This window comes from Pseudarthrobacter scleromae (assembly GCF_014644515.1).
GTDB classification, from domain to species: Bacteria; Actinomycetota; Actinomycetes; order Actinomycetales; family Micrococcaceae; genus Arthrobacter; species Arthrobacter scleromae.
The window spans coordinates 115,375-137,013 of the sequence record NZ_BMKV01000001.1; the positions used below are offsets into that span (position 1 = coordinate 115,375).

Here is a 21,639-nt window from a genome sequence, read left to right on the forward strand (position 1 = left end):
CCTAGGATCTGAACCCATGCCCCCAGAACACCTCCTTGCCTACGACGCCCCTGCTGCCCGGTGGCTGGAAGCCCTTCCCCTGGGAAACGGCAGGCTGGGCGCCATGGTGTTCGGCGGGAGCCGGGCGGACGCGGACGTGGAGCACCGGTTCCAGCTCAACGACTCGTCCGCCTGGTCCGGGTCACCGCACAGCCAGGACCGGGAGCCCGTCTTCAGCCGGGAGGAAGCGGATCAGATCCTCAGCGAAAGCCGCCGCCTGATCGGCTCCGGCGACTTCGCCGGCGCCGCGGTAACCCTGAAAGGACTGCAGCACCGGCACTCCCAGGCGTACCTCCCGTTCGCCGACCTCTACCTCACGGCGTCAGCCACCGCAGCGAACCCGGCAGCAGGCAAAAGGGAAGGCGGCGGCGCTCCCGCACAGCCGTCGTCGGACTATCACCGCGGCCTGGACGTTGCCCGCGCCCTCAACACCAACACGTACCTCCTGGACGGCCACGCCGTCCGGGTGGAAGCGTTCATCAGCCACGATCCGTCAGTGCTGGTGGTTTCGCTGCGGACCGACGCGCCGCAGGGCCTCGACCTCGCCTTACGCCTGGACTCCCCGCTGCGTATCCTCCGCCGCTCCTGCGGAGAGGGGAGCCTGTCCCTCGAACTGAAAATGCCCTCCGACGCAGCCCCGGCGCACGATGGCGGCGTGGTGGAGTACTCGGAGGACGATTCCCTCAGCATGCAGGGGGCGGTGGCGGCCACCTGGGAACACGACGGCCGGCCCCTGCAAGGACCAGCCGGCCCAGCCGGGCAAGCGTCAGGGCACGACGACGGCCTGGCTGCCACCGGCGTCCGGCGCGCCGACATCTACCTCACCACCGAAACCACCTTCGCGGGGCTGGCCCGCCAGCCGCGGGGTACCGCCGCCACTGCCGCGGCCGCCGCCCGCACCGTGGTGGACCAGGCCCGGGCCTCCGGGCGGGAGGTCCTGCTTGACCGGCATGAGGAGAGCCATTCCAGGCTCTACGGGGCCGCGTGGGTGGAGTTCGATGTTCCGGTGCGGGAGGGCGGGGATACGGGCCGGCGGCTGCTGGCGGCCAACGCCCACCCTGAGGGGCCGCTGGCGGCCGATCCGGGCCTGGCTGCGCTGCTCTTTAACTACGGGCGGTACCTGCTGATCTCCAGCTCGCGGTCCGCCCCAGCGGGGTCCCGGCAGGGGACAGCCTGGCGCGGAGTGCCGGCCAACCTCCAAGGCATCTGGAACGCCGAGCTGCCCGCCCCCTGGAGCTCCAACTACACCACCAACATCAACCTGCAGATGAACTACTGGGGCGCCGAACCCACCGGCCTTGCCGAGTGCGCGGAACCGCTCTTTGCGCTCATTGAGGCGATGCAGGGGACCGGGGCCGAGGTGGCCCGGGAGTATTACGGTGCCCGCGGCTGGGCCGTGCACCACAACTCGGATCTGTGGGCCTACGCAAAACCGGTGGGGCACGGCGCGCATTCGCCGGAGTGGGCGTACTGGCCCATGGCAGGCCTCTGGCTGGTGCGGCACCTGTGGGAGCATCTGCAGTTTGGCAGCACGGACACTTCCGCGGACGCGGACACCTTCGCCCCGGACACTTTCGCCCCGGACAGTTTTGCCCGGAACACAGCCTGGCCGGCCATCCGCGGTGCCGCTGAATTCGCCCTGGACCTGCTGGTTGATTTCCCCGACGGCTCGTTGGGAACCAGCCCGTCCACGTCCCCGGAAAACACGTTTGCGGCCGCAGACCCGTCCACCGGCACGCGGGTGCAGGGATCCGCTGCCCGCTCCGCCACCATGGACCTGACCCTCATCGGCGATGTTTTCCGGATGCTGGACGCCCTGGCCTGCAGCCTCGGCCTGGAGGATGACCCCGTGGCCTCCGCCGCGCGGACTGCCCTGCCCCGGCTTCCCGCGCCGGCACCCGGACGCGGCGGAAAGCTCCGCGAGTGGCTTGATGATCCGGAGGAATGGGAGCCCGGGCACCGGCACGTCAGCCACCTCTACCTCGCCTATCCCGGGGACACGCCGCTCACCCCCAGGCTCGAAGCGGCCGTCCGGGCCAGCATGGACGGCCGGGGCGACGAAGCCACCGGCTGGTCGCTGGCCTGGAAGATCCTGCTGCGCGCACGGCTCCGCCAGGCCGGAAAGGTGAGTGACCTCCTGCGGCTCTACTTCCGGGACATGGAGACACCCCGCGGCGGCCAAAGCGGAGGCCTGTACCCCAACCTCTTCGGCGCCCACCCCCCGTTCCAGATCGACGGCAACCTCGGGTACGTGGCCGCCCTGGCCGAGTGCCTGGTCCAGAGCCACCGGACCGTGGACGGGCTGCACGAGATAGAGCTGCTTCCCGCCCTCCCCTCCGAGCTGCCCGCCGGCCGCGCAGGGCGGCTCCGTGCGCGGCCCGGGGTGGACGTGGACCTGGAATGGCGGGACGGGCTGCTGGTGCAGGCAACCCTGGCCGCGCGGAAGCCGGTCAAGGTGCTGGTCCGGTACGGACGGGGCACCAGGGAAGCGCACCTTGAGCCAGGAATACCCGCAGTTCTCACCTACAGCGCCCCCACCGACAGGATTGGATGACCCATGCCGCTCTTCGACCTTCCCCTTGCGCAGCTCCGCGCCTACTCCTCGGACGTGACGCCCCCGGAGGACCTGGGCCACTTCTGGGACGCCACCATCAGGGAAGCCCGGGCCTTCCCGCTGGACGCCAGTTTTGAGCCGGTGGAAAACTACCTTTCCGTCATCGACACCTTCGACGTCACCTTCGCGGGCTACGGCGGCGCTCCGGTCCGGGGCTGGCTCCACCTCCCGGCGCACAGGGAACCCGGGGCGTCACTGCCGGTGGTGGTCCAGTACGTTGGCTACTCCGGCGGCCGCGGCCTGGTCAACCAGGACACCCGCTGGGCCCAGGCCGGCTACGCGCACTTCATCATGGACACCCGCGGCCAGGGCTACGGCGGCACGCTGGGCGACACGCCGGACCCGCACCCCTCCGCCGGGGACGTCGCCCACGCCGGACTCATGACCCGGGGCATCGGAAACCGCGAGGACTACTACTACCGCCGTGTGTACGTGGACGCCTTCCGGGCCGTGGAAGCCGCCCAGTCCCACCCCGCCGTGGACCCCTCCAGGGTGGTGCTGGCCGGTGTCAGCCAGGGCGGCGGCATTGTGGTGGCCACCGCGGGCCTGGCCGCCGGAAGGCTCGACGGCGTCATCGCCGCGCTGCCCGATGTCCCGTTCCTGCAGGACTTCCCCCGGGCCATCGACATCACACCCCGCGGCCCGTACCCCGAGATCGCCCAGTTCCTGGCCCGGCACCGGGACCGGTACGACTCCGCGCTCGCCGTCCTGCGCTATTTCGACGGCGTCAACCTGGCCCGGTGGGCAACAGCCCCTGCGCTGTACTCAGCGGCCCAGATGGACGATATCTGCCCGCCGTCCACGGTCTTCGCCAGTTTCAACGCCTACGGCTCCGGAACGGCAGGCTCCTCCGGAACCGGTGCCGGGAAGGAGATTGAGGTGTACCGGTTCAACAACCACGAGGGCGGCCAGGAACACCACTGGATCCGCCAGCTGCTGTTTCTGCGCAAGATTTTGGGGTAAGTTGCTTCTGCGGGGGTGAGAAAACGGTTTCTTCGCCCGCCGGAACAGGAAGCAATGAAGAAACTCAGCAGGCTCAGCGTCTTTGCCTACGGCGCGGGTGATGCCGCCAACAGCATGATCATCAGCACCGGGAACATGTTCCTGCTCGTCTACTACACGGATGTTGCCGGGATCGGGGCGGCCGCAGCGGGAACCCTTCTGCTTCTGTTGCGGGTCTTCAATGCCTTCACCGACATCGCCGCGGGGCGCATTGTGGACCGCGTCCACAGCAGACGGTGGGGGAAGTTCCGGCCGTTCCTGATGTTCGGCTTCGTCCCCCTCCTGCTGAGCGTGGCCGTGTTCCATGTTCCGGACGTCGAACCATCCCTGAAGCTGCTCTATGCCTACTGCACGTATGGCCTGGTGTGCGTCGCCTACAGCATGGTCAATGTTCCCTACGGATGCCTCGTGGGGGCCATGACGCAGGACGCCAGGCAGCGCGCCCGGCTGGGCGGAGCCCGGACCCTTGGCGGGCTGTCCGTTGGCGCCGCGCTCGGCTTCTTCATCGCCCCGCTCCTGGGGGCCGGGCAGGACATGCAGCAGGTCTTCACCTGGCTGACCATCACCTTCGCCGTTGTGGGTTCAGCCCTGTACGCCTTCACCGGTGCCGCCTGCGCCGAGCAAGTCCCCGGCAGCGTCCCCAGGATCACCCTCGGCCAGAGCATGGCGGCCCTCAAGGCAAATTCGCCGCTGGTGATCCTCTGCGTCAGCTCGGTGCTTTTTGTCACCGGAACATCCGCCACGGGAGCATCCCAGTTCTACTACCTCCGCGATGTCATGTCCCGGGTGGACCTGTTCCCCCTGATGGCCGCCGCGCAGGTGGCCATCACGCTCACTGTGGCGGTCCTCATTCCGCGTCCGGTGGCGCGCTGGGGCAAACGTGCTGTCTACAGCGCCGGCGCGTGCCTCGGCGCCGTTGGCGGCCTGCTGGTTTTCCTGGCGCCCGCAGAGGCGCCCCTGCTGGGCGTGGCAGGCCTGGTGCTGGGTCTGCTTGCTTCCGCGTCAGTCAGCATTGTCACGTGGGCGCTGATCGCGGACACCGTGGAATACGGCGAGTGGAAGACCGGGGTCCGGGTGCAGGGCATCAACTACGCGCTCCTGGCAGCCACCAGGAAGCTGGGTATGGGCTTCGGCGCCGGCGTTGTGGCATTTTCCCTGGCCTGGGGCGGCTACGCGTCGGGTGTGGCAGAACAGCCGGAATCCGCAACCCTGGCCATCCGGGCCGCGGCGGGACTGCTGCCCGGCGTCCTGGTCCTGGCAGCCGTGGGCATCATGTACTGGTACCGCCTCACGGACCGGAAGCACGCCGAGCTGGTGGCAAGCCTGACGCGTGATGCAAGGTAACCGTTTTTGCCATCCGCGGAACCCGCGGTTATGGTTCATGGCATGACTAACCGTTGGTATGCGTATTTTTCGTTGGCTCTGGAGGGGCCCGCGTCTAACTGACACGCATCCAACTTTCCTTCAGAGCCAACAGGGCAGAGATTATTCTCTGCCCTTCGCCGTTTCTCCGGCGGGTTCTGATCCGGGCCCGCTTCCCATCTGGAACAGGACCCGAACATGAGCACCGCAACAGCCCCCGCAACCACAACCGCCGGCACTTCCGCAACGGAATCCGCGGCCAGGTCCACGTCGAACCTGCGCGTCAGCGAATTCACGCCGCTGCCCACCCCGCAGGAACTGATCGCGGAACTGCCCCTGGACGCCCGGGTGGCGGACGTCGTCGAACGCGGCCGCGATGAAGTCCGGGCCATCATGGACGGCGTGGATGACCGCCTGCTGGTGATCGTTGGGCCCTGCTCCATCCACGACCCCAAGGCGGGCCTGGAGTACGCACGCCGGCTGGTGAGCCAGGCCGAGAAGCACAGGGAAGACCTGCTGATCGTGATGCGTACCTACTTCGAAAAGCCCCGCACCACCGTGGGCTGGAAGGGCCTGATCAACGATCCCCGCCTGGACGGCAGCCACGACATGGTGACCGGCCTCCGCGCCGCCCGGCACTTCCTGCAGCAGGTCACCGCCCTGGGCCTCCCCACCGCAACGGAGTTCCTCGAACCCATCAGCCCGCAGTACATGGCCGACCTCATCTCCTGGGGTGCCATCGGGGCGCGGACCACCGAAAGCCAGATCCACCGGCAGCTCGCGTCCGGGCTGTCCATGCCCATCGGCTTCAAGAACGGGACCGACGGCGACCTCCAGGTGGCCATTGACGCCTGCGGTGCAGCGGCCGCGGCCCAGGCTTTCCTCGGCATTGACGGTGACGGCCGGGCAGCCCTGGTGTCCACCGCCGGGAACCCGGACACCCACGTCATCCTCCGCGGCGGGCGCAAGGGACCCAACTACTCCGCCGCCGACGTCGGGGCGGCGTCAGCCACGCTGGCCGGCAAGCAGCTGAACCCGCGCCTCATCGTGGACGCCAGCCATGCGAACAGCGGCAAGAGCCACCACCGGCAGGCCGAGGTGGCGCTGGAGATCGGCGCGCAGCTCGAGGACGGCGGCACGTCGGCGCAGGCGATTGCCGGCGTCATGCTGGAAAGCTTCCTGGTGGGCGGTGCGCAGAACCTTGATGTTGCGGAGCACGCGGCCGGACGGGCTGAGCTGGTGTACGGGCAGAGCGTCACAGACGCCTGCATGGAGTGGGACGTTTCGGTCTCCGTCCTGGACCAGCTGGCGGCGTCCGCGCGCAAGCGCCGGGAAGCGAATTAGGGGATTTACTACTTTCACTTCTGCCACAGGAACATCTAGAGTATCTAGATAAGTGGTTGGTGGATGGCTCAGCATCGGAACACCGCATTGGCATGTACCTGGGGTCACTGTTGTCCATCCGTCAGCAAAGGAAATAGGGAAATGTCGGCAGAACAGAACTTCTCCAACGCGAAGTTCCTGACCGTGGCTGAAGTCGCCCAGGTCATGCGCGTCTCCAAAATGACTGTGTACCGGCTGGTGCACTCCGGCGAAATGCCGGCAGTGCGCTTCGGCCGCTCCTACCGGGTTCCGGAACAGGCCGTTGAGCAGTACCTCAAAGGTGCTGTCGTGGACGGCCACACTGAGACAGCTTGAGCAACTGTCCGTAGCCGCCTCCCGGAAGCGGTACCCTGTTAAGGAACGTTTTACGTCATTGTAAGAATCTGTCAGTTGTTCAGTTCGTAGCTCTGTCCACGAACACTTTCCATCAGACAGGTACTGCATCTAGTTTGTAAGGAACTTACGTGGGTTCAGTTATTAAGAAGCGTCGCAAGCGTATGGCCAAGAAGAAGCACCGCAAGCTGCTTCGCAAGACCCGTCACCAGCGCCGCAACAAGAAGTAGAGATACTTCAACAGCGCAGAAATGCCCGTCGCCTTCCGAGGCGGCGGGCATTTTCTTGTGCTGTCCCCAACTAGGTAGCAGCACATGTCGTTAACAAGGCTCATAAAGACATCTGCTGCGACCTAGATGCGCGGGCCGCGGATGCGGGCGAAGCCCTTCCAGAGGCCGTAGACGGCGCCGCCGGCCGTCGCGGCTTTGAGGCCGAACGTGGCTGCTCGCCGGCCGGACCGGAAGTCGTAGACCGGCCAGTTGTTGTCGCGGGCGTGCCGGCGCAGGCGGGCATCCGGGTTGATGGCCACCGGGTGGCCCACCAGGGTGAGCAGCGGGATGTCGTTGTAGGAGTCGCTGTACGCCCAGCAGCGCTTGAGATCCAACTCCTCGGCGTCCGCAATGGCCTGGACAGCCACAGCCTTGGCCGAGCCGTGCAGGATGTCACCCACCAGGCGGCCGGTGTACATGCCTTCGGAGATTTCGCCCACCGTCCCCAGTGCCCCGGTCAGCCCCAGCCGGGTGGAGATCACCGTGGCCACTTCGATGGGGGTGGCGGTCACCAGCCACACCCGGCGGCCCACGCGCAGGTGCTGCTCCGCCAGCGCTTTGGCGCCCGGCCAGATGCGGGAGGCGATCATTTCGTCGTAGACCTCTTCGCCGAGCGCCTTGATGTCGTCAACCGTGATGCCCGCGGCCAGCGTCAGGGCGGAGTCGCGGACTGCGTGGACATCGTCCATGTTTTCGCCGCGGGCCACGAACTTGAGCTGCTTCCACGCGAATCCGGCGGCCTGGGCCATGGTGAACGCCCCGCGCTGGTGCATCTTGCGGGCAACGTGGAAGAGGCTGGCGCCGCGCATCAGGGTGTTGTCCACATCGAAGAACGCCGCCTCGCCCGGTTGCGGCGCAGCAACCGGTTTGGTGACTACGGCAACGTACTTCTCCTCGGGCATGCAGTCGAGTCTAGTCAATCCACTGTTCAATCCCCGTTTAGCCTTGTTCCCCCTTGCCCGGCGTCGCCGGTCCCGGGGGAACGGGACTACGGTTAAGGCATGGCCACACCCCGCGTTGTCCTGATCACCAAGGCAGACTGCCACCTCTGCGAAGACGCGCGCGACGCCGTCAGCCGGGTTACGGCCTCGCTGGGACTTGAGTGGAGCGAAGAGCTGGTGGACCACCAGCCGGAACTCCGTGAGCGCTACGCGGAAGAAATCCCGGTGGTGCTGGTGGATGGCGTGCAGCGCGACTTCTGGAAAATCGACGAAGCCCGGCTGGCACGCGTGCTCCAGCGGGCCATGGCACAGTAGGGGAGCCGTACCGTGGTGGAGAGTCCTGTCGTGTCCCTTGCATCGGCGGCTCCTGCTTTGATGGCATTGCCGGTTGGGCCCTAGAGTGGAGTCACAACGCGATGCGAGGGAGGGGCTGGTGGCTTCGCTGGATTCAACCCCCCAGGCTGTCCCGGGCCTGCCGGGAGCCGCGGGCACGGCAGCCAAACAGATTCCGCCCGCTGCAGTGGCCCGGCTGACCCTCTACCTGCGTGCCCTTAATACGCTCCTGGCCGAGGGCGTGGAGCGGGTCTCCTCCGAATCCCTTGCCGAGGCTTCCGGCGTCAGCTCCGCAACGCTCCGCAAGGACCTCTCCCACGTGGGCTCCTACGGCACCCGCGGCGTGGGCTACGAGGTGCAGTACCTCAGCCGGCACATCGCCGCAGCCCTGGGCCTCACCCACGACTGGAAAGTGGCCATCGTCGGTGCCGGCAACCTGGGCAAGGCGCTTGCACGGTACGGCGGCTTCGAATCCCGGGGCTTCGACGTCGTGGCCATCTTTGACGCGGACCAGATGGTGGTGGGCAACGAGGTCGGTTGGCTGCGCGTCAGCGATGTGGCAGACCTGGAAACCGTGCTGCACCGCACCGGAGCCAATATGGTGGTCCTTGCCCTGCCCGCATCCGTGGCCCAGGACATCTGCGACCGCGTGGTGGCGGCCGGGGTCCGCAGCGTCCTCAGCTTCGCACCCATCATGCTCCAGGTGCCGGAAGGCGTTAATCTTCGCAAGGTGGACATGGCAACGGAACTGCAGATCCTCGCCTATCACGCACAACGGGCGCAGGCCCCGGGGCAGACCGCCTAGTTTCCGTCAGCGGTGCTTGCTAGTTCCGGGGCCCACGCCCGAAGGGTGGGTGGTGCTTGGAGTTACCGGCCGTACGGGTTACCCATATTGCCGCCGTAAGGGTTGGCGAACGGCTGCTGGCGCCGGAAATACGGAGCCGAGGCCGGCAGGTAGAGCAGCACGATGGCCGCGATCCCCAGCAGGGTGCCGATGGTTGCAAAGCTGGGCGGGCCGAAGAGGCCGAAGATGGACAGGGCCGCGAAGACCGTGCCCAGGATCCGTGCCCAGTTCTTGCCCTTGCGGACGAAGAACGCCACCAGCAAGTAGAGGGCGAGCCCGATGATGGCGAACACCACCAGGGTTCCGGCGATGACGCCCTTCATATCCTCGTAGGTGACTCCAGCGCCGCTGCCCTCGATCTGGGTTTCGAAGGCGTCGCGGAACATGGGATCGTCCAGCGTGGTCAGCCCGGTCAGCATCGAAATCACAAAGATCGCGGCGGAGGCAATCAGCAGCCAGAAGGAGATGTTGACCATCTGGGGAACGCCCGTGCTGCCGGACGGCTGGGGCTGCTCCGACGGATACTGCGCGTAGGGGGACTGTCCGTACGGCTGCTGGCCGTAGCCGGGTGCTGCCGGCGGATTCTGTCCGAACTGCGGCGGGTTTTGGCCGTACTGCGGGGCGTTCTGCCCGTACTGGGGTGCGCCGGACTGGCCGTATTGCGGGGCATTCTGTCCATACTGCGGTGTTCCGGACTGCTGGCCGTACTGGGGCTGGTTTTGGCCATACTGGGGTGCATTCTGGCCGTAGCGCGGACCCTGGCTGCCTGACTCGGAGCCGGGCTCGGGCTCGTGCGGAACGGGAGGCGGGACGGGGGGAGTGCTCATGGGCGGTCCTTTTGCGTGTCGGGTTCCAGGTAAATCGCCGGGATCGGTCCTGTCCCCTACCCCCAGCATCACTTACGTCCACCGTACCCCCGGGCAGGCGCCTTGTGGGTCATTCGGAAGAGGTATTCCCGGAGCGGGTCGCCGCGAAGAAGGCCTGGGAATTGGGCAGCCACAGCAGGACCGTTGCCGCCAGGCTGATGAGGAACGTTGCCCAGTTGCCGCCCTGGCCCACCCCCATCATGGCGTTGGCCACCGCCAGGACCAGGGTGGCGCCGGTGAGGGCGGTGAGGCCCAACCGGGCCCAGCGCTTTCCGTCCTTCATGGCAAGGGCGAGGACAATCTGCGCAGCACCCACCGCTGCCGCCAGCAGCATGAGCAGGAGCACCAGCGTGGCCGCCCCTGGTGCCGCGGCAAAGAGCACCAGCGATGCCAGCATGCCCAGCATTCCACCCAGCAGGCCCAGGATGCCGCCCACGAACCAGATCCAGAAGGAGGCCTTGAGTTCGGTGGGCAGGCCCGTCACCAGGAACATTCGGGCAAAACCGCTCCGCGGCGCGCTGGGTGAATTGCTCATGGCCCTCACTGTAAACCCCGTCGGGACCCGGAAGGAGCGGTGTGCTTAAAGACGGCACCCCGGCGCCGGACTGGGAGAGTCCTGGGCCGGGGTGCCGGAGCGGAAGGAATTATGCCGCGGGAGCGATGAAGGCGAGTTCGAGGTTGATGGCAACCTTGTCGCTCACCAGGACGCCGCCGGTCTCGAGGATGGCGTTCCAGGTCAGGCCGAAGTCCTTGCGGCTGATGGTGGTCTCGGCGGAAACGCCTGCACGGGTGTTGCCGAAGGGGTCAACAGCAACACCGTTGAACTCGGTGTCCAGGGTGACGGGGCGGGTGACACCCTTGATGGTCAGGTCGCCGGTCAGCTCGTAGCTGTCGCCCTTGGCCACGAGGCCGCTGGAGACAAAGGAAATTTCGGGGAACTTCTCCACGTCGAAGAAGTCCTCGCCCTTGACGTGGCCGTCGCGGTTTACGTCGCCGGAATCGAAGCTGGCGGTGTTGATGGTGGCGTTGATCCTGGCACCGGTGACGTCCTCGGGGAGGTCAAGGGTGGCGTCGGCTTCGGTGAACTGGCCGCGGACCTTGCTGATGCCTGCGTGGCGGACCGTGAAGCCGATCTCGCTGTGTGAGTTGTCCAGGGTCCAGGTGCCGGTGGTGACGTCTGCGGGAAGTGCCATGGTGATGCTCCTTGGGTTTGCGTACTTGTCGGGCTTGCTGTTGAACCTTCATCTGTTGAAGTCTCAACTAACTGCTGCATCCAGTATAAACATGCATTTGCATGTTTTGTTCCCATCTTCGGAACATTTCTTCAAAAACTTCAGTTCTACTCTCTGTAGAAGCTTGTGCGGGAGATTTCGGATCGCACGCCATCTTTGAGAAACTGGTAAACATGCCCCAAGCCACTGTCCATTTGCTCCGCCACGGCGAGGTCCACAATCCCGACGGCGTTCTGTACGGACGGCTGCCCGAATTCCACCTCTCCGAACTGGGGCAGGAGATGGCACGCACCCTCGCCGAACACTTCAGCCGCCGCGCCGCCGGCGGTGCCCGTATCACCTACCTGGCAGCCTCGCCGCTGGACCGTGCGCAGGAAACTGCCCGGCCGACGTCGGACGCCCTGCGCCTGCAGATCCATACGGACGAGCGGATCATCGAGGCGGAGAACTACTTCGAGGGCATGAGGGTCACCAAGGCTGAGCTGCGCCGCCCGAAGCACTGGCCGCGGCTGGTCAACCCGCTGCGGCCATCCTGGGGCGAACCGTACAAGAAGCAGGCTTCCCGGGTGATGGAGGCGGTCCAGGACGCGCGGCTGCGTGCCATCGAACTGGCGGCCGGGGATTTCGGCACGGACGGACCGGAAGCCATCATGGTCAGCCACCAGCTCCCCATCTGGGCCACCCGCCTCAGCGCCGAGGGAAAACCGCTGTGGCATGACCCGCGGAAACGCGAATGCACCCTGACCTCCATTACCTCCCTGGTGTTCGACGACGCCGGCACGCTCCTGCGCGTGCAGTACAGCGAACCGGCGGCTTCCCTTCTTCCGGGTGCGTCCAGCACCCCTGGAGCCTAGCTGTGACCCACCGCAATCCCGTGACCTCCCGCCGGAGCCTGCTGGCTGCCGGCGGCCTGGCCCTGACCGCTGTGACCCTGGGCCTGTCCGGCTGCGCCCAGGAGGATGCCCTGGCCCAGCAGGCCAAGGCGGGGGACAACAAAAACTATGTTGCCGGCGACGGCTCCGTGACGGAGTTTGCTGCCGGGGACCGCAAGTCCGCCATCCAGGTCAACGGCACGCTCTTCAACGGCACCACCGTAGCGCCCGCCGACTTCCAGGGCAGGGTGACGGTGCTGAACTTCTGGTTCGCCGCCTGCGCCCCGTGCCGCGTGGAGGCCCCCGTCCTGGAAGAGCTCCACCAGGAGTTCAAGGACCAGGGCGTACAGTTCTACGGCGTCAACCTGCGGGACGAGAAAGCCACCGCCGAGGCCTTCGAAAAGACCTTCAACCTGACCTACCCCAGCTTTGACGACAAGGACGGCGGCGTCCTCCTGGCTGTCTCCGGACTGGTTCCGCCCGGCGCGGTCCCCACCACCCTGGTGCTGGACAAGCAGGGCCGCGTGGCATCCCGTGTCCTGGGCGAAGTCCAAAAGGGCACCCTGAAGGCCCTCATCGCTGCCGCCGTGGCAGAGTAGCGGCGGTCCGGACCGTGAACAGCCCCTTCGCCGAAGCCATCCTGAACGGCTCGCTCCTGCTTGCCATCCCGGTGGCGCTGCTGGCCGGACTGGTCTCCTTCCTCTCCCCGTGCGTGCTGCCCCTGGTCCCCGGATACCTGGGCTACGTCACCGGGCTCAGCGGCGTGGACCTGCAGAAGCAGAAGCGCGGCCGCATGCTGGTGGGCATCGGGCTGTTCGTGCTCGGTTTCTCGGTCATTTTCGTCCTCCTCGGTGGGGCTTTCGGCCAGCTGGGAACCCTGATCACCGGTTCGCAGAACGCGTGGATCACGCAGCTCCTGGGCATCCTGGTGATTGTCATGGGCGTCGTCTTCATGGGCGGCTTCAGCTGGCTGCAGCGCGACGCCAAAATTTCCGCCAGGCCGCCGGCCGGGCTCTGGGGAGCGCCGCTGCTGGGCCTGACCTTCGGGCTGGGCTGGGCGCCCTGCATCGGGCCCACCTACTCGGCCGTGCAGCTGCTGAGCCTTTCCGGGGGATCGTCCGCCGCCAAGGGCGCCTTCCTTGCCTTCGTGTACAGCCTGGGCCTGGGCATCCCCTTCCTGCTGATAGCACTGGCGGTCCGCCGGGGGATGGGTGTGATGGCGTTCTTCCGCAGGCACCGCCTGGCCATCCAGCGCACCGGCGGGGGCATCCTGGTGGTGCTGGGCCTGCTGATGGCCAGCGGCGTCTGGGGCACCTGGGTGACCGAACTCCAGTACTGGTTCCAAACCGATGTGAAGTTGCCGATCTGATGAGCGAGCGCGTGAACGTAGAGAAAGAATCCTCCACCCCGGTGACGCGCGACGGCGTGGCAGCGGCCAAGGCTGACGCCGCGCTGCCCGCCCTGGGTCCCAAGGAGATGCTGCGCTGGGCCTGGACCCAGCTGACCAGCATGCGCACGGCGCTGTTCCTGCTGCTGCTCCTGGCCGTTGCCGCCGTTCCGGGCTCGCTGTTCCCGCAGCGCCCCGCCAACCCGTCCGTGGTCACCCAGTACATCAAGGACAACCCGGACTACGGCAAGCTGCTGGACACCCTGCAGCTGTACGACGTCTACTCCTCGGCCTGGTTCTCGGCCATCTACCTGCTGCTGTTCATTTCCCTGATCGGGTGCGTGGTGCCGCGCGCCATCGCCCACTACAAGGCGATGAGGTCCCAGCCGCCGCGCACCCCCAAACGGCTCTCCCGCCTCCCCGAGTACGGGACCCTGGTGATACCCGCCCGGGCCGGGATCCCGGCGTCGGACGCCATCCACGGCGCCGCCGGACTGCTGAAGAAACGCGGCTACCGCGTGGAGGTCAGGGACGACGACGGCGCGCGGCCGTCCCTGGGTGCCGAGCGCGGCTTCCTGAAGGAAGTGGGCAACCTCGTCTTCCACACGTCCCTCATCGGCGTCCTGGTGTCCGTGGCCATCGGCGGCCTGCTCGGCTACAGCGGCCAGCGGATCCTGGTGGAGGGGGACACGTTCGTGAACACCCTGGTGGGCTACGACCAGTTCACGCCCGGCACCAATTTCCAGTCCAGCCAGCTGCAGCCCTATTCCATCCAGCTGGACAAGTTCGACATCACGTTCGACCGCGAGTCCGAGGGCAAGTTCGGCCAGCCCATCGATTTCTCGGCCGCAGTGACCACCAAGGAAAACCCGGACGCGCCCGCGCGGCAGGAAACCCTGAAGGTCAACGATCCCGTCACCCTGGGCGGCACCAGCATCTACCTCACCGGCAACGGCTATGCCCCCGTGGTGACCATCCGGGACGGTGCCGGCAACGTGGCCATGCAGGGCCCCGTGGTGGCCAAGCTGCAGGGGGACAACTACTACTCCTCCGTCGTGATCAAGGTCCCCGACGCCGCGCCGGACCAGCTGGGATTCGCCGGATTCTTCCTGCCCACCGCCTTCATCACCGATGAGGGGGTTTCCTTCAGCGGCGACCCGGAACTCTTCAACCCGCAGCTCACGCTCAACTCCTACTACGGCGACCTTGGCCTGGATGACGGAGCGCCGCAGAACGTCTTCGAACTGGACGTCAAGGACCTGACCCCGCTGAACGCCCGCAACCTGGACGCCGGCGGCATCACCCTCTCGCCGGGGACCAGCTACACCCTCCCTGACGGGAAGGGCACCATCAGCTTCGACGGCGTCAAGCGGTACATCGGCGTGGACATCCACCACAACCCCGGCCAGTTCTACGCCCTGATCTTCGCGCTGCTGGCCGTGGCCGGCCTGATCCTGTCGCTCTACGTCAACCGCCGCCGCGTATGGGTCCGGACGGGCACCCACGAGGACGGCCGCACCATGGTTGAGTACGGGCTCCTGGCCCGCGGCGAGGACCACCGGCTTGCCGGGGAAGCGGCAGCCCTCCGGAAGCTGCTGACCGAAGAGTGGCAGCTGGATCCGGACCAGGGCCCGCCGCGGAGCTCACAGGAAACTCCCGGCAGCCCGGGGGACAATAGCACCGGAGCTGCCGCAACCACAGGCACAGTCACCACCCCAGCCGGCCCCACCGGGCCCGAAAAGGACCAGTAATGCCGTACGGAATCAACGAAACCATGGGCCAGTACAGCGAGCTCTTTATGCTGCTGGCGGCCGGCACGTACACCGTCGCCTTCATCGCCTTCGCCTGGGACCTGGCCAAGAGCAGCAAGGCGCTGCGTGCTATCGACCTCAAGGCTGCGCAGGCCTCGCAGTCAGGCCAGGCCCAGGACGCAGCCAGGGTTCCGGTGGCAGCCGGAGTGGGGGAACACGCCGCATCCGCTGACGGCTCCCGGTCCGATTCCGCCGGGGCGCACCTGGGCGGGCCGGCCGGCAGGGCCGAGCGGCCGTCGTCGTCCACCACCAAGGCGCCGGGTACGGGGGCCGGGGGAGTCATCACCGCCGACGCGGACATGCGCTATGCCGCGGAACGCCGCGCGCCCGCGCGGGTGGCGGTGGCCCTGACCATCCTTGGCGCCCTGATCCACGCCGCCGGCGTGCTGACCCGTGCGCTGGGTGCCGGCCGGGTGCCGTGGGGCAATATGTACGAATTCCTCACCACCGGCGCGTTCGTGGCGGTGGCGGTGTTCCTGCTGGTGCTGGTCCGCCGCGACCTCCGCTTCCTGGGAACCTTCGTGGTGGGCCTGGCCATCATCATGCTGGTGGCCGCCTCCGTGGCCTACTGGACTCCCGTGGGGCACCTGGTTCCCGCCCTCCAGAGCTACTGGCTGATCATCCATGTGTCCATCGCCGTGCTGTCCTCAGCCCTCTTCACCCTGACCTTCGCGATGTCCGCGCTGCAGCTGGTCCAGTCCCACCGCCAGAAGACGGTGGCTGCAGGCGGGGCGGACAAACTGGGCTTCATGCGCCTGGTACCGTCCGCGCTGAGCCTGGAAAACCTGTCCTACCGCATCAATGCCATCGCCTTTATCGGCTGGACGTTCACCCTCATGTTCGGTGCCATCTGGGCAGAAAAGGCCTGGGGGCGGTTCTGGGGCTGGGACACCAAGGAAGTGTGGACCTTCGTGATCTGGGTTGTCTACGCCGGATACCTCCACGCACGGGCCACCCGCGGCTGGACCGGCACCCGTGCCGCCTGGCTCTCGATCGTTGGCTACCTCTGCGTGGTTTTCAACTTCACCATCGTGAACCAGTTCTTCAACGGGCTCCACTCGTACTCAGGCCTCTGAGCAGGACTTCTGCGGGGTTCCCAGGTAGCCGGGACTTCTAAAATCGATGTAGCAACAGGGCTGTTCCCGGTCAGCCGGTAATGCTACGTTGGTTTCGTGCGCCCGTGATGAAGTTTGCTGGCGGAACAACAGTTTTTCCTGAGGTACCCATGAGCTATGTTCTCGCCGTTGACGTGGGAACCAGCTTCACCGCTGCTGCCATCGCCCGTTTTGACCAGGGAGGTTCCTCTCCCGAGTGCCTGCCGCTGGGACTCCGTGGAACCTCGGTACCCTCTGTTCTTTTTTACCCCGACAACGGCCCCGTCCTGGTGGGGGAAGCCGCAGAACGCCGCGGCCTGGATTCCCCCGGGCAGGTGGTGCGGGAATTCAAGCGCCGCGTTGGCGACGCCGTGCCGATCTCCGTGGGCACGCTGTCCCTGGCCGCCGAGGACGTGTTCGCCACCATGGCCCGCTGGGTGGCAGACCGTGCGGAAGAACGCCAGGGGGCGCCGCCGTCGGACATCATCCTGACGTACCCCGCTGCCTGGGGCTTCCACCGCACGTCCCTCATTAAAGGCGCCCTCGCCGCCAAGGGTCTCCACAACGTCACGCTGCTGACGGAACCGGAAGCCGCGGCCCTCCATTACGCATCCCAGGTTCGGGTGGAGGACGGCAGCATCATTGCCGTCTACGATCTGGGCGGCGGCACCTTCGATACCGCTGTCCTCCGCAAGGAGGCCGGCAACCGGTTTGAACTGCTCGGGAAACCGGAAGGCTTTGAACACATGGGCGGCGCCGATTTCGATGCCGCCCTTTTCCGCTTTGTGGCTGAACATACGGATGGCGCCCTGGCCCGGCTAGACCCGGCAGCCCCCGGAGTGCTCGCCGCGCTTTCCCGGCTGCGGCGGGAGTGCGTGGAAGCCAAAGAAGCGCTCTCCAGCGACAGCGAAGCCAACATCTCCGTGCTCCTGCCTGGTCTCCAGCAGCAGATACGCCTGGTCCGCCCGGAATTCGAATCCCTGATCGAAGACCCTGTCCGGGACACCGTGGATGCCCTGGAACAATCGCTGGGCCAGCTTGGGCTGGAGCCGGCTGACCTCACCGCCGTGCTGCTGATTGGCGGATCCTCCCGGATCCCTCTTGTTGCACAGCTGATCTCGGAGCAGCTTGACCGTCCTATCGCCGTGGACGCCGATCCCAAGTCCTCCATCTGCATGGGCGCAGCCGTTTCCGCGGTGCTGGGCCGGGCGGCCCTGGCGGCTGCCGCCGCGGCGGAATCGAGTCCGGCGGAAGCTCCCGGTGAGGCTGTTTCCAGCCCCGCCCAGGATGGTGCGCAGGCGCCGCTGCGGCTGGCCAGCTGGTCCCGCAACCCCATGCCTGCCCCGCAGTCCCTGGCGGCGGCAGCCCTCAGCCAGGGCCATGGTGACAAGGGCGGAGCACATGCGCCGAAACCGCGGGTGCGGCTTACTGCCGTGGCGGCCACCGCCGTCTTGTTCACCGTTCTCACTGCCACGGCGGCCCAGAGCCCGGCAGGATTCAACAGCCTGACCTCTGTGTTCGTCCCGCCGGCCGGGGCCTCCAACGACCGGGGTGCGGTGCCCGCCACTGGCGCCGCGGGCGGCGGCAATGGTGCCGGCCCCGCGGCCGGGGCTGCGGGAGATGTCCAGGCCCCGGTGGCGGGCATCGATTCCGGCATGCAGCGGGCCGCTGCCTCCCAGGCGCCTGGCCCCGTGGCGAACGGGAAGGTGCCTTCCATCCGGTCCATCGAGAAGGGCGCCTCCGAAGGACCCTCCGCCAGCGCTATTGCGGCAGGCGAGGCCACCGGCAGCACGGCGCCGGGGGTCTCAGCGGCTCCCGACCAAACAACGCCGACCGGTACGCCGACAATTGACGGGGCGACTCCCACCGTTGATCCAACGACGACAGAAGCCACGGAGCCGGGCACGTCGAGCCCTTCGCCCACGGCACCTGGCAGCCAGCCTGAGACGCCGACACCTTACGTTACGGATTCCGGTACGGGGTCAAACACGGCGGAGCCCACACCGACGGACACGGCAGCCACACCGAGCGAACCTGGCCGATGGCTTAAACCGGTGAAGGGTTCGAAGTCGCGGGATCGCACGGCTTCCCCTTCACCGACGGTCCAGGTATCGGCGTCCCCGACGGAAAACAACCTTGTCACCTCTGTGGCGGAGGAGTCCGTGGGCTCAGGTCCGTCCGGCACGTCCACTGCCACGGACACTGCAACGGCCACGACGACAATTCCGGCGGCCTGACATGGTCAGCTACCAGCCGCACACGCAAAAGACCGCATTCCGCCATCCGGAGCCGGACCATCAGGTGGCGGCACTGCAGAGCGCAGAACTCATGGCAAGCCAGCTCAAAGGTGAGAACGCGGCAGTCCGGGAACTGCTGCTGGCGTTGTCCGTGGGTTTTGCCCTGCCGGGACCGCTGCCTTCAGACCTGCAGCGCAAGATCGACGGGAACGGGGTGGAGAGCCTTGACGCCCTGGTGCACAGGGCAGAGTCGTCAGGCCTCTTGACTCCTGACGGGGCCGTCATCGGCCCGGCCCGGCACGCGCTTCTCGCCGTCGCCCCCACCACCAAGGTGCATGCGCTCCAGCGGGAGCTGGTGGGCGTCTACGCGGCCAACGGCCAGCCGCTGGGAGATCTCGCCCGGGAACTGGCACGCACCGGACTTGCCGATCCGCGGGTGGCAACCGAGCTGGAGCATGCGGCGGACAAGGCGCTGGAGCGCGATCCCGGACTGGCGTACCAGCTCTACGATGAGGCCCTGCTGGCGGGCACCGATGAGAAAGCCACAGCGGCCCGGCGTGCGCAGGCCGCGGCGGCCAACGGCGACCTCGACACGGCCACCCGCATCGTCGACACCCTGTTGGGGCAGGACAGCCCACCGGACGTCCGCCGCGCCGCGGATGTGGCAGCCGCGGTGTGGGCCCAACGGGGCATGCTGGCCCGCGGAGCTGATGTCTACAGTTGGCTGGGCCCCTCCCGCATCGGCCAATCCGCGCCCCTTGCCGCCGTTACCCTAATCGGCTGCGGTGACCTGTCCGGTGCTGAAAACATCTTCGGGTCCGACGCACCGCCCGCGTCCCCCACGCTGCTTGCCGCCACCCTTGCCCACCTTGGAAGAGGCATTCTCCAGTCCCTGGCGGGGGACCCGCACCAGGGACTCCAGACCCTGATCCACGCCTCAGACATGCTGAACGCGGCGGGTGCTGCGCTTCCCCTGCCGGAGACTCCGGCTGCACTGGCGGCGCTGGTGGCGCTGCACAGCGGAGAGCCGAACCTGGCGGAAACAATCTGCCGGTCCGCGGCCGCCGCCGGGCAGGGAGGCGATACCGCCAAACCGCGACTCTTCCTGCTGCAGGCGTGGTCGGCGATGATGCAGGACAGGCTCGAGGACGCCCGGCTTGCGATCAACGAGGCATCCAAAGCGAACCACTGGCCGCTGGTGCCGCGGGACGAATTCCTCTGTTCGGCCCTGGAAGTGGGCCTTGCCCGGCGCAACGGCGATTTCCCCGAGCTCATCAAGGCCTGGGAACGGGCGCGCGAAGCGACGCTCCACACCGCCGTGGACCTGTACAGCCTGCTGCCCTGGGGGGAACTCATGATCGCAGCCGCCCGCCTTCGGGAGGGCCGCAGGGTTGCCCCGTATCTCACTGACGCATGGGACCTCCTGGAGCGCCTGGGCAATCCGCCGCTGTGGGCCGTGCCGCTGCACTGGGCTGCCGTCCAGGCTGCCCTGTTGAACGAAAGCCCAGCCGACCTGGCACCGCATGCAGCAGCGCTCGCCCGGGCCGCAGGGCAAAGCCACCTGGCGGCCGTACTCGCAGCGGCCGGCAAAGCGTGGGTAACGGTTCTGGCCGAGAGGTTCCGTCCTGATGACGTCGAGGCGGCGGCACGGGGCCTGGGGCTGGTGGGAATGCCCTGGGAAGGGGCACGGCTTGCCGGCCACGCCGCGGCCCGGGCGGACGAGCGCAAGGACATGGTGCGCCTGCTCTCCTGTGCCCGGGAACTCCACCCCCAGGCCAGTTCGGCGGGCCCGGGGGCTCCGGCGTCCTCCGAAGCCCGCAACGCTCCCCCCACCGAGGCAGGTAATGGCATGCAACCAGACGGCGCAGGGCTGAGTGAGCGGGAAAAGGAAGTGGCCCGGCTGGTGCTCGACGGCAAGACCTACCGGGAAATTGGCGAGGCCATCTACATTTCCCCGCGCACCGCTGAGCACCACATTGCCCGGATGCGGCGCAGGCTTGGCGCGGAAAACCGCTCGGACCTGATGGCCAAGCTGCGCCTTGCGCTTGGCCCGGAGAACCAGGCCCATGACCAGTCCCCCTAACACCCCTAACGGGGACGTCCCCGGTTCCCCACCAGGGGCGCCGGCGGTAAGGGGGACCGGCCCGATGCCGGTTCCCCGCAAGAACAATAGGTTTGATCCAAGGCATCAGGGCCGGCGCACCGAAATGAAGACGATCTGAGGACCAGCACATGACAGTCGCAAAGGAAGTGGTCCAGTTCCTGATGGGCATCTTCGGAGACCGCCAGGCCGCCCAGGACTTCCTGGATGATCCCGAAGGCATCCTGGAGAAGCACGGCCTGGCCGGCGTCAGCCCCGCAGATGTTGACGCCGCCATGCCGGTTGTCCTGGATTACGCCCCCCTGAGCGTTACGGCTTCCACCGTTGACCGGGAAATCAGCGCGGGGACTGGCCACGCCGGGAGCGGCTGGAGCCCGCTTCCCTCCGGCGGAGGCCACGACGACGACCATGGACAGGCGGTGGAACAGCTCACCCACGTCGTGGCCAGCTACTCCTTCCCCTCCACACCGGATGACCGCGGCGCCACGGCGGACCAATCCCCGGCCCTCAACATCTGGGCCGACGGCGACGTGGAGCAATGGTTCGACAACGACTCCGTGCCGGCTTTCGGCGACCCCGCCATCGGTGCCGGAACCGGGATGGGTTTCGCTGACATCCGGATCGACGGCCTCTTCGACCTGGACGCGGACAGCGACACCGCGACGGCGGGCGCCGGCGGGGCTGTCCACCCGGCCACCCTGATCGACGAATCCTTCACCGAAGAGCAGCCGGCATTCGTCGAGGTGGATGTGGATACCGGTGCCGGGCTCGAGTTCACGGAGGACGACGCGGCCGCCATTGACATCGACAACGACATCGACGACGCTGGCGCTGGGGAGGCGGCAGACTCCATGGACTTTGGTGCCTAGCAGCCGGACCCCGGTCCCGGAACGATATTTAAGGCGTAGTACAGAGGACA

Annotated in this window: 20 protein-coding genes; 16 read left to right on the forward strand and 4 right to left on the reverse strand. The window is 67.2% G+C overall.

Annotation, left to right across the window (positions count from 1 at the left end):
* Positions 1–16 precede the first annotated feature (16 nt).
* The 6 genes from IEX33_RS00510 to IEX33_RS00535 all read left to right on the forward strand — a co-directional run bounded on the left by IEX33_RS00510 (position 17) and on the right by IEX33_RS00535 (position 6,963).
* Complete coding sequence (locus IEX33_RS00510; protein WP_188726872.1) at positions 17–2,593, forward strand: glycosyl hydrolase family 95 catalytic domain-containing protein; 2,577 nt, start codon at positions 17–19, stop codon at positions 2,591–2,593.
* Between the two features lie 3 nt (positions 2,594–2,596).
* Positions 2,597–3,616 (forward strand): acetylxylan esterase, encoded by a 1,020-nt coding sequence (locus IEX33_RS00515; RefSeq protein ID WP_174177863.1) that lies wholly within the window; start codon positions 2,597–2,599, stop codon positions 3,614–3,616.
* Positions 3,617–3,670: 54 nt separating this feature from the next.
* The gene (locus IEX33_RS00520; RefSeq protein ID WP_188726875.1) at positions 3,671–4,999 is read left to right on the forward strand and encodes a glycoside-pentoside-hexuronide (GPH):cation symporter; all 1,329 of its coding nucleotides are present in this window, start codon (positions 3,671–3,673) and stop codon (positions 4,997–4,999) included.
* A 216-nt stretch (positions 5,000–5,215) separates the two neighbouring features.
* On the forward strand, positions 5,216–6,361 hold the full coding sequence (locus IEX33_RS00525; RefSeq protein ID WP_229675158.1) for a 3-deoxy-7-phosphoheptulonate synthase: 1,146 nt from the start codon (positions 5,216–5,218) through the stop codon (positions 6,359–6,361).
* Positions 6,362–6,502: 141 nt separating this feature from the next.
* Positions 6,503–6,715 carry a helix-turn-helix domain-containing protein gene (locus tag IEX33_RS00530; protein ID WP_066278759.1) on the forward strand — a complete coding sequence of 71 codons (213 nt, stop codon included), beginning with the start codon at positions 6,503–6,505 and terminating at the stop codon, positions 6,713–6,715.
* Between the two features lie 149 nt (positions 6,716–6,864).
* On the forward strand, positions 6,865–6,963 hold the full coding sequence (locus tag IEX33_RS00535) for a 30S ribosomal protein bS22 (protein WP_003792170.1): 99 nt from the start codon (positions 6,865–6,867) through the stop codon (positions 6,961–6,963).
* A 122-nt stretch (positions 6,964–7,085) separates the two neighbouring features.
* Here the strand turns inward: IEX33_RS00535 and IEX33_RS00540 are convergent, their stop codons facing one another.
* Positions 7,086–7,904 (reverse strand): HAD family hydrolase, encoded by an 819-nt coding sequence (locus IEX33_RS00540; RefSeq protein ID WP_104184663.1) that lies wholly within the window; start codon positions 7,902–7,904, stop codon positions 7,086–7,088.
* A 99-nt stretch (positions 7,905–8,003) separates the two neighbouring features.
* Here IEX33_RS00540 and IEX33_RS00545 point away from each other — a divergent pair, with 99 nt between their 5' ends.
* On the forward strand, positions 8,004–8,258 hold the full coding sequence (locus tag IEX33_RS00545) for a glutaredoxin family protein (RefSeq protein ID WP_066278753.1): 255 nt from the start codon (positions 8,004–8,006) through the stop codon (positions 8,256–8,258).
* Positions 8,259–8,376: 118 nt separating this feature from the next.
* Positions 8,377–9,081, forward strand: coding sequence for a redox-sensing transcriptional repressor Rex (locus IEX33_RS00550; protein ID WP_188726877.1), 705 nt, complete (start codon positions 8,377–8,379; stop codon positions 9,079–9,081).
* A 62-nt stretch (positions 9,082–9,143) separates the two neighbouring features.
* On the opposite strand, the gene IEX33_RS00555 is transcribed toward IEX33_RS00550, so the two are convergent.
* The 3 genes from IEX33_RS00555 to IEX33_RS00565 form a co-directional block, all read right to left on the reverse strand.
* Positions 9,144–9,947: a heme-copper oxidase family protein gene (locus tag IEX33_RS00555; RefSeq protein ID WP_188726879.1), complete on the reverse strand. Its 804-nt coding sequence runs from the start codon at positions 9,945–9,947 to the stop codon at positions 9,144–9,146.
* 109 nt (positions 9,948–10,056) lie between these two features.
* Positions 10,057–10,521, reverse strand: coding sequence for a hypothetical protein (locus IEX33_RS00560; protein WP_188726880.1), 465 nt, complete (start codon positions 10,519–10,521; stop codon positions 10,057–10,059).
* Between the two features lie 109 nt (positions 10,522–10,630).
* Positions 10,631–11,179 carry a YceI family protein gene (locus IEX33_RS00565; RefSeq protein WP_188726882.1) on the reverse strand — a complete coding sequence of 183 codons (549 nt, stop codon included), beginning with the start codon at positions 11,177–11,179 and terminating at the stop codon, positions 10,631–10,633.
* Between the two features lie 212 nt (positions 11,180–11,391).
* Between IEX33_RS00565 and IEX33_RS00570 the strand changes: the two genes are divergently transcribed.
* From IEX33_RS00570 to IEX33_RS19255, 8 genes are all read left to right on the forward strand, one after another.
* Complete coding sequence (locus tag IEX33_RS00570) at positions 11,392–12,072, forward strand: histidine phosphatase family protein (protein WP_188726884.1); 681 nt, start codon at positions 11,392–11,394, stop codon at positions 12,070–12,072.
* Positions 12,073–12,074: 2 nt separating this feature from the next.
* Positions 12,075–12,689 (forward strand): TlpA family protein disulfide reductase, encoded by a 615-nt coding sequence (locus IEX33_RS00575; RefSeq protein ID WP_229675159.1) that lies wholly within the window; start codon positions 12,075–12,077, stop codon positions 12,687–12,689.
* A gap of 14 nt (positions 12,690–12,703) precedes the next feature.
* A complete protein-coding gene (locus IEX33_RS00580; RefSeq protein ID WP_104184658.1) occupies positions 12,704–13,459 on the forward strand; it encodes a cytochrome c biogenesis CcdA family protein in 756 nt (251 codons plus the stop codon).
* Positions 13,459–15,228, forward strand: a complete 1,770-nt coding sequence (resB, locus tag IEX33_RS00585) for a cytochrome c biogenesis protein ResB (protein WP_188726886.1) — start codon at positions 13,459–13,461, stop codon at positions 15,226–15,228. The genes IEX33_RS00580 and resB overlap by 1 nt, the downstream gene beginning before the upstream one ends.
* Entirely contained in the window at positions 15,228–16,364 is a 1,137-nt protein-coding gene (gene ccsB / locus IEX33_RS00590; RefSeq protein WP_188726888.1) for a c-type cytochrome biogenesis protein CcsB, read from the forward strand. The genes resB and ccsB overlap by 1 nt, the downstream gene beginning before the upstream one ends.
* A gap of 149 nt (positions 16,365–16,513) precedes the next feature.
* The gene (locus IEX33_RS00595; protein WP_188726890.1) at positions 16,514–18,619 is read left to right on the forward strand and encodes an Hsp70 family protein; all 2,106 of its coding nucleotides are present in this window, start codon (positions 16,514–16,516) and stop codon (positions 18,617–18,619) included.
* Between the two features lies 1 nt (position 18,620).
* Positions 18,621–20,702, forward strand: coding sequence for a LuxR C-terminal-related transcriptional regulator (locus IEX33_RS00600; RefSeq protein ID WP_188726892.1), 2,082 nt, complete (start codon positions 18,621–18,623; stop codon positions 20,700–20,702).
* Between the two features lie 149 nt (positions 20,703–20,851).
* A complete protein-coding gene (locus IEX33_RS19255; protein ID WP_229675160.1) occupies positions 20,852–21,589 on the forward strand; it encodes an IniB N-terminal domain-containing protein in 738 nt (245 codons plus the stop codon).
* Positions 21,590–21,639: the final 50 nt, after the last annotated feature.

Coding starts and splice junctions, on each gene's coding strand:
- IEX33_RS00530 (WP_066278759.1), top strand. CDS start 6,503: ATGTCGGCAGAACAGAACTTCTCCAACGCGAAGTTCCTGACCGTGGCT.
- IEX33_RS19255 (WP_229675160.1), top strand. CDS start 20,852: ATGACAGTCGCAAAGGAAGTGGTCCAGTTCCTGATGGGCATCTTCGGA.
- IEX33_RS00570 (WP_188726884.1), top strand. CDS start 11,392: ATGCCCCAAGCCACTGTCCATTTGCTCCGCCACGGCGAGGTCCACAAT.
- ccsB (WP_188726888.1), top strand. CDS start 15,228: ATGCCGTACGGAATCAACGAAACCATGGGCCAGTACAGCGAGCTCTTT.
- IEX33_RS00595 (WP_188726890.1), top strand. CDS start 16,514: ATGAGCTATGTTCTCGCCGTTGACGTGGGAACCAGCTTCACCGCTGCT.
- IEX33_RS00600 (WP_188726892.1), top strand. CDS start 18,621: ATGGTCAGCTACCAGCCGCACACGCAAAAGACCGCATTCCGCCATCCG.
- IEX33_RS00560 (WP_188726880.1), bottom strand. CDS start 10,521: ATGAGCAATTCACCCAGCGCGCCGCGGAGCGGTTTTGCCCGAATGTTC.
- IEX33_RS00520 (WP_188726875.1), top strand. CDS start 3,671: ATGAAGAAACTCAGCAGGCTCAGCGTCTTTGCCTACGGCGCGGGTGAT.
- IEX33_RS00525 (WP_229675158.1), top strand. CDS start 5,216: ATGAGCACCGCAACAGCCCCCGCAACCACAACCGCCGGCACTTCCGCA.
- IEX33_RS00540 (WP_104184663.1), bottom strand. CDS start 7,904: ATGCCCGAGGAGAAGTACGTTGCCGTAGTCACCAAACCGGTTGCTGCG.
- resB (WP_188726886.1), top strand. CDS start 13,459: ATGAGCGAGCGCGTGAACGTAGAGAAAGAATCCTCCACCCCGGTGACG.
- IEX33_RS00565 (WP_188726882.1), bottom strand. CDS start 11,179: ATGGCACTTCCCGCAGACGTCACCACCGGCACCTGGACCCTGGACAAC.
- IEX33_RS00555 (WP_188726879.1), bottom strand. CDS start 9,947: ATGAGCACTCCCCCCGTCCCGCCTCCCGTTCCGCACGAGCCCGAGCCC.
- IEX33_RS00510 (WP_188726872.1), top strand. CDS start 17: ATGCCCCCAGAACACCTCCTTGCCTACGACGCCCCTGCTGCCCGGTGG.
- IEX33_RS00545 (WP_066278753.1), top strand. CDS start 8,004: ATGGCCACACCCCGCGTTGTCCTGATCACCAAGGCAGACTGCCACCTC.
- IEX33_RS00515 (WP_174177863.1), top strand. CDS start 2,597: ATGCCGCTCTTCGACCTTCCCCTTGCGCAGCTCCGCGCCTACTCCTCG.